Source organism: Paeniglutamicibacter terrestris (genome assembly GCF_012271785.1).
Taxonomy (GTDB): Bacteria; Actinomycetota; Actinomycetes; order Actinomycetales; family Micrococcaceae; genus Paeniglutamicibacter; species Paeniglutamicibacter terrestris.
Genome location: NZ_JAAWVT010000004.1, coordinates 326,211 through 338,794, shown reverse-complemented (window position 1 = coordinate 338,794; position 12,584 = coordinate 326,211). Strand labels below are relative to the sequence as shown.

9 protein-coding genes are annotated in these 12,584 nt (G+C 60.1%); 6 read left to right on the top strand and 3 right to left on the bottom strand.

The window, feature by feature from the left end; genetic code table 11:
• Positions 1–422: 422 nt before the first annotated feature.
• A complete protein-coding gene (locus HED64_RS11400) occupies positions 423–2,426 on the top strand; it encodes a M13 family metallopeptidase (RefSeq protein ID WP_168152104.1) in 2,004 nt (667 codons plus the stop codon).
• A gap of 61 nt (positions 2,427–2,487) precedes the next feature.
• On the opposite strand, the gene HED64_RS11395 is transcribed toward HED64_RS11400, so the two are convergent.
• Entirely contained in the window at positions 2,488–3,366 is an 879-nt protein-coding gene (locus tag HED64_RS11395) for an alpha/beta fold hydrolase (protein ID WP_168152103.1), read from the bottom strand.
• A 23-nt stretch (positions 3,367–3,389) separates the two neighbouring features.
• Between HED64_RS11395 and lysS the strand changes: the two genes are divergently transcribed.
• From lysS to HED64_RS11375, 4 genes are all read left to right on the top strand, one after another.
• Positions 3,390–4,979, top strand: a complete 1,590-nt coding sequence (lysS, locus tag HED64_RS11390; RefSeq protein ID WP_168152102.1) for a lysine--tRNA ligase — start codon at positions 3,390–3,392, stop codon at positions 4,977–4,979.
• Positions 4,980–5,290: 311 nt separating this feature from the next.
• Entirely contained in the window at positions 5,291–5,611 is a 321-nt protein-coding gene (locus HED64_RS11385) for a histone-like nucleoid-structuring protein Lsr2 (RefSeq protein WP_132364040.1), read from the top strand.
• Positions 5,612–5,838: 227 nt separating this feature from the next.
• Positions 5,839–8,352 (top strand): ATP-dependent Clp protease ATP-binding subunit, encoded by a 2,514-nt coding sequence (locus HED64_RS11380; RefSeq protein WP_132364042.1) that lies wholly within the window; start codon positions 5,839–5,841, stop codon positions 8,350–8,352.
• A 133-nt stretch (positions 8,353–8,485) separates the two neighbouring features.
• Complete coding sequence (locus HED64_RS11375) at positions 8,486–8,992, top strand: amino-acid N-acetyltransferase (protein WP_168152101.1); 507 nt, start codon at positions 8,486–8,488, stop codon at positions 8,990–8,992.
• Between the two features lie 84 nt (positions 8,993–9,076).
• On the opposite strand, the gene HED64_RS11370 is transcribed toward HED64_RS11375, so the two are convergent.
• Positions 9,077–10,006 (bottom strand): LysR family transcriptional regulator, encoded by a 930-nt coding sequence (locus tag HED64_RS11370; protein ID WP_168152100.1) that lies wholly within the window; start codon positions 10,004–10,006, stop codon positions 9,077–9,079.
• A 71-nt stretch (positions 10,007–10,077) separates the two neighbouring features.
• On the opposite strand from HED64_RS11370, the gene HED64_RS11365 reads away from it, so the two are divergent.
• Complete coding sequence (locus tag HED64_RS11365) at positions 10,078–11,151, top strand: YeiH family protein (RefSeq protein WP_168152099.1); 1,074 nt, start codon at positions 10,078–10,080, stop codon at positions 11,149–11,151.
• A 377-nt stretch (positions 11,152–11,528) separates the two neighbouring features.
• Here HED64_RS11365 and HED64_RS11360 read toward each other — a convergent pair whose 3' ends face one another.
• Positions 11,529–12,524, bottom strand: a complete 996-nt coding sequence (locus HED64_RS11360) for an HhH-GPD family protein (protein ID WP_342590711.1) — start codon at positions 12,522–12,524, stop codon at positions 11,529–11,531.
• Between the last annotated feature and the right edge of the window lie 60 nt (positions 12,525–12,584).

Below are 12,584 nucleotides of genomic sequence, written 5' to 3'. Positions count from 1 at the left end.
CCACCTGCCACTTGGTGGTCGTCACCTCTACGAACACACCAATACGCCCTTCCGAGGTGCTAACGCACCGCGGAAGGGCGTATTGCGTTAACTATCCACAGGCAATGTGGATAAGTTTGTGTTATCCACATTGCCTGTGGATAACTAAGTGAGCGTAGTCGCTGCATGAAAAGAGAAGTCCGTGCGTGCTTCTTAGCAATACTCCGGCCACTTGCGACAATGGGACGTCTATTGGGGTGCCTTTTCACCGCTGGAGTAAACAACGGCAATAATCTCAAATCCTTCTTTCAGACGCGTAAAGTGATTCGTTGAGACGTGTAACACCATGTGCATGCCCGAGCGTTCACCGCAGGGTCGGCGTCAGCCGCCCGCCAGAGTGAAGGATTCGCAGGTGTGAGCACCAAAGAATGGATAGGACAGATATGAGCACCGATTCGTCAATTGCCACAAACTCCGCAGAGCCAACCGCTGAAGTGAACCACCGCGACAATAATGTCCGCGCACAGGATGACTTGTACAGGCACGCCAACGGCGCCTGGCTCTCAACGGCACAGATCCCTGCCGATCAGGGGAGCTACGGTTCGTTTATGGCCCTGCGCGATGATTCCGAGGCAGCGGTCAAAGCGATCATTGAAGAAGCTCAAGCGAACAGCATGGCTGACGACGGATCTGTTGACGAACGCAAGAAGCGCATCGCAAATCTTTATTCGAGTTTCATGGATGAGGAGCGCATCGAGGCAAACGGGGTAGAGCCGATCCGCGAAGACCTTGCCGCTATCTACGCCACCGAGTCCATTACCGAGCTCATTAAGCTCAGCGGATCGTTTTACCGTCGCGGTGTTTCCGGCTTTATCCAGGCCGGAGCCAGTTCTGATGCTGGATCGCCAGAGCGCAACCTACTGACCCTCATGCAGGGCGGACTGGGCCTGCCCGACGAGTCCTACTATCGCGAAGAGCAGTTCGCCGAACTCCTTCGTGAGTACCAGGAGCATCTAGGCCGGCTGCTGGCGCTTGGCGAGCTCACCGATACCGAAGCTGCCGCGGCCGACGTCGTGGCCCTAGAAACCCTCCTGGCGTCCCATCACTGGGACCGTGTGAAGTGCCGCGATGCCCAGGCCCGCTACAACCTCTTGACCGCAGAGGGATTATTGGAAGATATTCCGTCCCTTGCCAGCTGGCTGGACGGCGCCGGCATCGAACCGAAGTACTTCGCCGAGGTCGACGTATGGCAGCCAAGTTACCTCAAGGGCCTCGAAGATGTGCTCAACGCCCAGCCGCTAGCTGCCTGGCAGCATTGGCTGGCCGTGCAGTTGATCCGTTCGAATGCTCCCTACCTGTCCAGCGCCTTTGTTAATGAGAACTTCTCGTTCTACTCGGCCAAGCTTTCCGGCGTTCAGGCCTTGCGCGAACGCTGGAAGCGAGGAGTGGCATTCACCGAGGGCGCCGTTGGCGAAGACATCGGTCAGTTGTACGTTGCTGCCCATTTCCCGCAACGCAGTAAGGACCTGATGGAAGCGTTGGTGACTAACCTCATTGATGCCTACCGACTTTCCATCGGCGAGCTGACGTGGATGAGTCCGGAAACGAAGAGCAAGGCCCTGGAGAAGCTCTCGATGTTCCGCTCGAAGATTGGCTACCCCAACGAGTGGATCGACTACTCGTCACTATCCACCGTTGATGGCAATGTCATTACCAACATTGCGGCTGCCAACGAATTCGAGTTCCTGCGCGAATTGAAGAAGATCGAAGATGGTGTGGACCGTGAGCTGTGGTTTATGTACCCACAGACGGTCAACGCCTATTACCACCCGCTGCTGAATGAAATCGCGTTCCCTGCGGCAATTCTTCGCACTCCCTTCTTTGGCGCGGATCGTGACGCGGCATCTAACTACGGTGCCATCGGCGCAGTGATTGGACACGAGATCGGGCACGGTTTTGACGATCAGGGTTCCCAGTTCGACGGCACCGGAGAGCTGAAGAACTGGTGGACCGATGAGGACCGCGAAGCATTTGAGTCGCTGACCGGAAAGCTTGTGGAGCAGTACGACGCCTTGGTCCCCTCCGAGGCCCCCGATCACCATGTCAACGGCAAGCTCACCCTCGGTGAGAACATCGGTGACCTAGGTGGGCTGAGTATCGCCTACACGGCATACAAACTGGATCTGGCCGCACGTGGCCTGGACTCCGACGATGTGATTGACGGACTCAACGGCGATCAGCGGTTCTTCTACGCGTGGGCGGAAGCCTGGCGCACGCTGACGCGACAGGAAACCATGATCACCCGCATCACCACCGATCCGCACTCACCCGGTGAATTCCGCTGTAACCAGGTGCCAAAGAACATGGACGCGTTCCACGAGGCATTTGGCACTAAGCCAGGGGACGGCATGTGGTTGGATCCGGAGGATCGCGTCAGGATCTGGTAGAAACGCTGCCGCAACTGCCGCCACCTTCTTTCCTCGGATGGAAGGGGGCGGCAGTTGCGTGTCAGGACCCCGACTGCGTGAAGTAATCTCCAATGTCATCAAGTAACGCGCCGAATGCGGCTGGCACGGACCCGTGTATGCCCTTCGGGGTTTCCAAGTAGGTGGATCCGGCAACGACCTCATGGAGCTTCAGCGCGGTGGAACGGAAGTATGCAGCGCTTTTAGAACCAGCCATAAAATGGGTGTTTTTCGGAAGAATGGCGAAGCTGTTTGCCGGCTGCGACTCCTCGAGTGCCGCCCGCAATTCGCCCACTCCGCTGGGCAGCAGCGTGCGTGCCAACTTTCCCGCTTTGGTTCGTGAGGTTCCGGCCAATAGCGCGGCCAGGATTGGCTCGGGGACGCGGCTGAGCGTCGCGGAAAACTTCATGCCCCTTTCCAGACGGGCCAGCGCCCGGCTATTGCGTCCGGCGGCAACGTCGTCGGAGAACGCCTTTAACCATTTCGTATCGATGGCGGTATCGAGGTTGATCGCAGGGTCGTAGACAGCGAGGCGTTTCGGGACCGGGCCGGTGGCGGTTTCCTGAGGATCTATGAAGCTTCGAACCGCGTTGAGCACCACCGCGCCACCGAGGGAATGACCGAACAGGGACTGGGCGCCTGTGTGATTGAGCATAAGAGCGACATCGGAGATCTCGGTATCCATGGAGTAATCGGAGGGCTGATCGGTGGAATTTCCGCGACCACGACGGTCATAAACATCTACGGTCCATTCATCACCCAGCCGCTTGCTCAGTGCGGCAGCGAACGGCCGGTAGATCATCGCGGTCAAGAAAGCGCCGCCAACCACTAGAATCCGGTGGTGTCCGGGTGCGTCGGAGGCTCCGTAGGAATAAAGTGCAAGGGATCCGCCGTCACTGGTCGGAAGAATGCGTTCGTTCATGATCCCTCCATTCTATTCTGGGAATGTTCTCGCCCGTGTTGGTGGTGCTGCACACCTCTCAGCGCGCGCACAGAGAATCCAGACTAGAATTGCCTATTGTGACTTCCGATAAAACTTCCCCCGCAGCCAACAACCCCAACGACCAGCGCCAGGTGCGTATGGATAAGCGCGCCGCATTGTTGGCTCGCGGAGCTGAAGCCTACCCGGTGGGCGTAGCGCGTACACACTCGCTGCACGAGATCCGAGAGCTATTCCCCGAGCTTGAGCCTGACTCCACCACGGGGCTCCAGGTAGGCGTCGTGGGGCGAATCGTGTTCCAGCGCAACACCGGAAAGCTGTGCTTCGCCACCCTGCAGGAAGGTGGCCCCGAAGGCGCCGGCACCCGGCTGCAGGCCATGCTATCGCTGGCCAACGTCGGCGAAGAGAAGCTCGCGGACTGGAAGGCCCTAGTCGACCTCGGTGACCACGTCCTGATCACGGGCGAAGTAATCGCCTCACGTCGTGGTGAACTGTCGATCATGGCGACCGACTGGCAGATGGCCTCGAAGGCGCTGCGCCCGTTGCCGGTGCTTCACGCCGAACTCAACGAGGAAACTCGCGTTCGCCAGCGCTACGCCGACTTGATTGTTCGCGACGAAGCCAGAGAAATGGTTTACAAGCGCGCAGCCATTATTCGTGCAGTGCGAGACACCTTGCACGCACACGACTACGTCGAAGTTGAAACCCCGATCCTGCAGCTGGTCCACGGTGGCGCTTCAGCCCGCCCGTTTGAGACCCATCTGAACGCATTTGACCAGCCGATGACGCTGCGCATTGCCCTAGAGCTATATCTCAAGCGCGCGGTCGTTGGCGGAATTGACCGGGTCTTTGAAGTCGGACGTATCTTCCGCAACGAAGGCGTGGACTCCACGCACTCCCCGGAATTCACAATGCTGGAATGCTACGAAGCCTATGCAGATCAATTTGTGATGGCGGACCGCATCAAGGAAGTCATTCTTAATGCAGCGGATGCTGTCGGTGCTGGGCGCCAGATTGAGACCGCCAAGGGCACCATCAATCTTGACGGAGATTGGGCATGGTTGGGTGTCTACCCGGGTCTTTCCGCAGGTGTTGGGCAGGAGATTACTCCCGATACAGATGCCGAAACTCTTCGTTCAATTGCTGCCAAACATGGTGTGAAAGTTGATCCAAAGTGGGATTCGCAAAAACTAGTCATTGAATTGTTTGGTGAAATTGTCGAACCGACACTTATTGATCCCACCTTCGTCTACGATTACCCACCCGCTGCTCAGCCGTTGGCCCGCCCGCACCGGAGCAAGCCTGGTGTCATTGAAGCCTGGGATCTGATCATTGGCGGCATGGAGCGAGGCACCGCATTCTCCGAGCTTATTGATCCTGTAATCCAGCGCGATCGACTCACCGCGCAATCCCTGATGGCAGCAGGTGGCGACGATGAAGCCATGCAATTGGATGAAGATTTCCTGCGGGCCCTGGAGTATGGTGCCCCGCCGATGGGTGGTATCGGATTGGGTATTGATCGTATCGTGATGCTCTTTTCTGACACTGGAATCCGCGAAACCATCCTCTTCCCATTGCTCAAGCCGGAGGCCTAAATTGCCGTACCTCGAAGCGATTCTGCCCACCATTGTTGTCGGCCTAATCTTCTGGTTCGCCATCCGTGCGGTGTCCAATGTTGACCGAAACGAACGTGCTGCAGAAGCCGAAGTTGACGCTCAAATTAAATTGGATGGTGAGGGCGCAGACAAATGAGCAGACAAATGAACGGCGAAAGCTGTTAATTGTCTGATGACCTGCATTCTCACTTGCGTAATGTCTCTTAGTTGTGTTTATGATGTGTGTGCGCGCTTGTTCCCAAACCGTTATATGGGTTCAAGTGAATTCCCACTGCAACTAGGAGTACCCAATGGCCCGTCAGGTCCAAATTGCTTTGATCGATGATATTGATGGATCGGAAGCGTCGGAATCCGTCGTCTTTGGTCTAGGTGGACAGCATTACGAAATTGACCTCAATGAAGAGCATGCTGCGGAATTCCGTGAAGCATTTAAGCCCTACATTAAGGTTGCTCGTACTTCGAAGCAGTTCACTCCGAAGGAGGCTCCGGCCATCCGCGCTTGGGCCAAGGACAATAACGTCAAGGTGAACGCCCGCGGGCGTTTGCAGGCCGACGTCATTGCTGCGTACCACGCTGCAATGGCCAAGAAGTCGCGCTCGAAGTCCAAGTAACGTTCTCGAGGCTTGATGGTTTAACCACACGTGGGGGTGCGGTGGCCGCGGCCGAGGAGCATTAGCGAAGGGTGTTCGGATCCAATTTATTGGAACCGAACACCCTTCGTTCTTTAACGCCTAATTGAACGCCGTGGGCGAACACTGTTATCCCTTGGGCGAACATCCAACATGAGCTCTTGATTGATGCGTAGCATCGAAATACGTGTTAGCTAGGAGTGTGCCGCATGTTTGAGAGATTTACCGACCGTGCCCGTCGCGTTGTCGTGCTTGCCCAAGAAGAGGCGCGCATGCTCAACCACAACTACATCGGAACCGAGCACGTATTGCTCGGCCTCATCCATGAGGGCGAGGGAGTAGCGGCCAAGGCCCTTGAGTCGCTGAATATTTCCCTTGGCGCCGTGCGTGAGCAGGTCCAAGAGATTATCGGACAGGGCCAGCAGGCCCCCTCCGGTCATATCCCCTTTACTCCGCGAGCCAAGAAGGTTTTGGAACTCTCGCTGCGTGAGGCGCTTCAACTGGGCCACAACTACATCGGTACCGAGCACATCCTGCTCGGCCTGATTCGCGAGGGCGAGGGCGTTGCCGCCCAGGTTCTGGTGAAGCTCGGAGCCGATCTGTCCCGTGTCCGCCAGCAAGTCATCCAGCTGCTCTCGGGCTACCAGGGCGGCAAGGAAACCGCAGGCGCTGGTGTCAGCTCCGGCGGCCAGACCGAAGGTACTCCCGCTGGTTCGGCAGTGCTGGACCAGTTTGGACGTAATCTCACCGCTGCTGCCCGCGAGGGCAAGTTGGACCCGGTTATTGGGCGCGAATTCGAAATGGAACGCGTTATGCAGATCCTTTCGCGACGCACCAAGAACAACCCGGTGCTCATCGGTGAGCCAGGCGTCGGCAAGACCGCCGTCGTCGAGGGCTTGGCCCAGGCCATCGTGCGTGGAGATGTCCCGGAAACCATCAAGGACAAGCAGCTCTACACCCTTGACCTTGGTTCCCTGGTGGCAGGTTCGCGCTACCGCGGTGACTTCGAGGAACGCCTGAAGAAGGTCCTCAAGGAAATCCGCACCCGCGGCGATATTATTCTTTTCATCGACGAGATCCACACCCTTGTGGGTGCCGGTGCTGCCGAGGGCGCTATCGACGCGGCCTCGATTCTGAAGCCGATGCTGGCTCGCGGTGAGCTCCAGACCATTGGTGCAACGACTCTGGACGAGTACCGAAAGCACATCGAAAAGGACGCGGCCCTCGAACGTCGTTTCCAGCCGATCCAGGTCAAGGAGCCTTCCGTCGAGCAGACCACGCAGATCCTGCGTGGATTGCGTGACCGCTACGAGGCGCACCACCGCGTGTCCATCACCGATGGCGCCCTGGCTGCTGCCGCGGAGCTGGCTCACCGCTACATCTCCGACCGCTTCCTGCCTGACAAGGCCATCGACTTGATCGATGAAGCCGGTGCTCGCCTGCGCATCCGCCGCATGACCGCCCCTCCGGCGCTCAAGTTGATGGATGAGGAAATCTCCACGGTTCGCCTGGAGAAGGAAGCCGCAATCGACGCACAAGACTTCGAGGGTGCTGCGTCGCTGCGCGACAAGGAGGGCAAGCTTCAGGAAGCCCGTGCCGAGAAGGAAAAGGCCTGGAAGAACGGTGAACTCGACGAAATTGCCGAGGTTGATGCCGATCTGATTGCCGAAGTCTTGGCCAACTCCACGGGTATCCCGGTCATCAAGCTGACCGAGGAAGAATCCACACGACTGCTGAACATGGAAGACGAGCTGCACAAGCGGGTCATCGGACAGGATCAGGCAATCAAGGCCATTTCCCAGGCCATCCGTCGTACCCGTGCCGGCCTGAAGGACCCGAACCGCCCGGGCGGTTCGTTCATCTTCGCCGGCCCGACCGGCGTCGGCAAGACCGAGCTGGCCAAGGCCTTGGCGGAGTTCCTCTTCGGTGAAGAGGACGCGCTGATCACCTTGGACATGTCCGAGTACTCGGAGAAGCACACGGTTTCGCGTCTGTTCGGTGCCCCTCCGGGCTACGTCGGATACGAAGAGGGCGGCCAGCTGACCGAGAAGGTACGTCGTCGTCCGTTCTCCGTGGTGCTTTTCGACGAGGTCGAGAAGGCTCACGCGGATCTGTTCAACTCGTTGCTGCAGATTCTGGAAGACGGCCGCTTGACCGACTCCCAGGGCCGCGTGGTCGACTTCAAGAACACCGTGATCATCATGACCACAAACCTTGGTACCCGCGACATCTCTAAGGGTGTGATGACTGGTTTCCAGTCGTCTTCCGATACCAAGACCGGTTACAACCGTATGCAGGCCAAGGTTCAGGAGGAATTGCGTCAGCACTTCCGCCCTGAATTCCTGAACCGTGTTGATGATGTTGTGGTCTTCCCGCAGCTGACTCAGGACGAGATCGTGGAGATCGTGGACCTGTTCCTCGGCCGCCTGCAGAAGCGACTCGATGGCCGCAACATGACCATCGAATTGTCGCCGGCAGCCCGCATTCTGTTGGCCACCCGCGGATACGACCCGGCCATGGGTGCTCGTCCGTTGCGCAGGACCATGCAGCGCGACATCGAAGACCAGCTCTCCGAGAAGATCCTCTTCGGCGAGTTGAGCTCGGGCCAGCACGTTAAGGTTGACGTCGAGGGCGAAGGTGACGAGGCGAAGTTCACCTTCCACGGTGAAGGTGGAACCCCGCAACTCGAGGGCGAACCCGCACCGGTAGCCATCGAAGGCTAAGCAAAAGTACACAAACGACGAGGGGCGACATCCGAAAGGATGCCGCCCCTCGTCGTTTGTGCTTGTCACACGGGCAGGTGGTGCTGTTCACGCAATGCGGCAGCGGTACCGCCGCCAGGCTTAGGATTGAAATATGGAACCCATTACCATCAGGCGTGCAAAGACCAGCGACGTGAAAAGCATCCGGGAGCTCGTCAAGCCACTGGCTGAGGAGCGCGTACTGCTGGAAAAGGAAGCTGTCGCCTATTACGAGAATTTGCAAGAATTCTTTATTGCCGACGACGCTGACGGCAACGTCATCGGCTGCGGTGGGCTGCACGTCATGTGGGAAGACATCGCCGAGGTTCGTACCCTAGCCTCCAACGAAGCCTGGCGCGGCCGCGGTGTGGGCCGCTTGCTACTGCAGCGATTGCTGCAAGAGGCACGCGAGCTGGGCGTATCTCGAGTCTTCTGCCTGACCTTCGAGGTCGACTTCTTTATCCGCAACGGATTTACCGTGATGGCTGAGCAAAGCGCCGTCGACCCAGAGGTCTATTCGGAACTATTGCGCTCCACCGATGAGGGTGTCGCCGAATTCCTGGACCTTGCGCGGGTGAAGCCCAATACGCTGGGCAATACCCGAATGATCGCTCACCTCTGAGTAGTCGATCCGGCCGCGGAAACGAGGACAGGGGCGCCCGTGCGGCTCCCCCGCAAATCGATGCCCCCGGAAACCTGCTGAAGTTCAGCGCCCGGACTGCGCCAGCGCGCAGATGTCCAGCAGCATAGCCGCCGGTCCCTGCGTCGGGGCGGATCCGCGCCAAATGGCCTGCAGGTTCCGCACGAGGTTTCCCTCGCGCAGGGGCACCTCGACAAAGCTGCCCATGCGCAGGGAGTTTTCCACGGCCAGCCGACTCAGCATCGCCGGGCCCATGCCGGCGGAGACTGCCTGGCAGATGGCCGAGTTGCTATTGAACTCCACGATGGGCGTGGCCCGTGCCGTGCCAACGCGTTCGTCGAGGAAGGCCCTGGTCCCTGAACCCGCCTCGCGTTCGACCAGGTGCGTCGCCGCAACTTGTTGGATAGTGATGGGTTCATTGCGGGTTGCCCAGGGGTGGCCGTGCGGGGCGATGAGTACTAGCTCGTCGCTCCATACTGTTTTGCAGGATAGCTGCGGGGGGACATCGGGGGTCTCGACGAATCCGAGAGCGACGTCCCGGTTTTGCACCACGGCAATGACCTCACTCGAGTTCATAACGCGCAGTCTGGTCTTGATGTGCGGGTCGGCCTCCTGCAGGCGCCCAATCCACGTCGGCGCCAAGTGTTCGGCCACCGTCATGCTGGCCGCGAAGGTGAATTCCCTGTCCGCAGGGGCGGCCAATGCTTGCGCTCCGGTCCAGAGAGTGTTCAGGCTCTGGAGCGATTCGCGCGCCCATTCGACGGTCAAGGCACCTTCCTGCGTGAGCTTCGAGCCGGTGGTGGCACGGGTCAGTAATGGGTATCCCAAGCGCCGTTCTAGGGTCTTTACTGCCCGCGTCGCGTTCGACTGGGCCATGCCCACGGAGCGCGCGCCGGCGCTGAGACTGCCGTGGTCGGCGATGCCGACGAGCAAGGCCAGCGAGGACATTTGTATCCAATGCTCTATCCCGGGTGCGGAGTCAACGATTCCATCCATATCAACATCATATGTCCGCGATGGTCAGGCTGTGTCTACCCGTGACGGACCGGGCGTGAAAACGTCGTAGTATGCGAAAAGAAGACATATCACTCGAATCCCGGAAGAATCTTCCGGCACCGAAAGCCGTGGGGCCGACTCAGGAACCGGGGCTCGAGTCGGGGTTCCGCCGCCTGCTGCCCGGCCTAGTTGCCTGCATCATCGGCGGGGCTATCGCACTGGTCGCAGCCAAGCTGCTGCCCGGGGCCAGCCCGCTGCTGATTGCCATCCTGCTCGGCGCGATATGGCGCAACACGATGAACGTGCCAGCGATCCTGATGCCCGGGGTGACGGTCTCTTCGAAGAAGCTGCTGCGCACCGGCATCGTGCTGCTGGGTCTGCAGCTTTCGCTCTCCCAGATCTTGGGCCTCGGCCCGGGGGTGTTGTTGGTGGTACTGCTCAGCGTCGGCGTGACCTTTGGCGCCACCATGCTCATCGGCAAGTGGCTGGGCATTGAGCTGGCGCAGCGCCTGCTGATTGCCGCTGGCTTCTCCATCTGCGGCGCGGCCGCGGTGGCGGCCGCCGAGGGTGCGACCAAGGCCAAGCAGGACCAGGTGGCCACGGCCATCGGCTTGGTGGTCCTCTTCGGCACCCTGATGATCCCGATCGTCCCCGCGCTCGGCGCGCTTATGGGCATGAACGATGAGGCCATTGGCATGTTCATTGGTGCATCGACGCACGAGGTGGCCCAAGTGGTCGCCGCCGGCGGCGCTGTCAGCTCCAGCGCCCTGGCCGTGGCCGTGACGGTCAAGCTCGCCCGCGTGGTCACCCTGGCCCCGATCGTGGCTGGCGTGAGCATCTACATGCGCAAGAAGCACGACGTGACGGATGCCAAGAAGCCGCCGCTGGTGCCGCTGTTTGTCCTCGGATTCATTGCCATGATGATGCTGCGCACCACCGGCTTCTTGTCGGAGGGGCTGCTCGACGCGGCCAAAGTGGCCCAGACCTTCCTACTTGCCGCCGCAATGTTCGGGCTCGGACTGGGCGTCCACCTCAAGAGCCTCATGCGTTCGGGCAGCCGCTCGCTGGTGCTCGCGGCCCTGGCAACGCTGGTGATCCTGGTGGTTTCGGCCGCCGGAACGATGCTCTTCCCGCCGCTGTCCTAATCGAGGGAGGCTGCTGGAAGCCATCCTCTGGGGCCCGATCCAACACGTGGATACGAATCCCGGCACACCTCCTGAAACGGGGCGTGTGCCGGGATTTTGCGTTGCCCAGGGAAGACCGGACGGGACCCCGGGCGCTCGGCATCTCTGCGCGCCGAGACCCGCGTCGCCTCGGAGCCGCAGGCGGCCGTCACGCTGTTTGTAGACAGCGCTGCGGACGTCTTGCGACTCCCCTAGGCCAAGGCCGCCACGTCATGTCCTACCCGAGGGCGCCGGGGCAGGCGATTAGGCACCCCTTCAACGGGCGCGGTGACCCGCGGAAGGTTCGGGAGCGCTTCAGCGCCAACGCGGAAACGGGCCGTTGCAGGCCACAAAACTGACTAGCGCGGCAGTTGAATGCCGGTCGCGCCTTGCTGGGCGAGCCCGTCTGCCAACAAGGAATCCAAGGCACGGACTCGCTGTTCGGCCGGTGCTTCCAGCGCGTGCAACTCAACCCACGCACGGTGGTCCGGGGAGGCTTCCCGGGCAGGGTTCAGCTCGATTGCGGCTTGCGAGGCTGCGGTCAAATCCACTGTGCCCAGCAAATCGGCGCGTTGAACCGGGGCTGGCGTGTGACGTAGTACCGCCATCATGGCTCCGCGTACCTGCCGGTCGGTGCCGTGCCAGGGCTGACCCTTGGGCTTGTAGTGAGGTTCGGGTCGCCCCGCGGCGATCCACGCACACTGATTGATGACCGGGCAATCCTCACAGCGCGGGGAGCGTGCCGTACAGACCAGGGCGCCGAGTTCCATCACCGCGATGTTCCACGCATTGGCCAGTTGTGCATCTGCGTTATCTGCGGATGAGACAGCGGGCATCAACCGAGCGGCAAGGGCCAGCTCACCGGCGGTCTGAGATTGCTCGGGTAACGCTTGCCCACTAACCAAACGTGCGTGAACCCGACGGATATTGGTATCCACCACCACTGCTGGCACATTAAAGGCAAAGCAGGCGATGGCCGCGGCTGTGTAGGTTCCGACTCCCGGCAGAGCCAGGAGCTGTTCCTGCGTTGCGGGAACCTCGCCATCGAACTCGTCGGTGATCACCGTTGCCGCAGCGTGTAGCCGCAGGGCCCTGCGCGGATAACCCAGCCGTCCCCAAGCCTTGAGTGCCTCGGACACTGGCTCGGCGGCCAGCGCCGCGGGGGTTGGCCACCGTTTCATCCAGGTTTCCCACACCGGAAGTACGCGGACGACGGGGGTTTGTTGCAGCATGAATTCGGAGACCATCACGGCCCACGGGCTTGCCGAGGAGCTGCGCCATGGCAAGGCACGTGCGTTCAGTGCGTACCAGTCGGTGATTTTGTGGTGGATGGTCTCCAACTCGGGGTGCGGCACGGCGGGGTAAATCCTTTGTGTGGCGGGTAAATGCTGGCGATATCACTCTAGCTGGCGGCG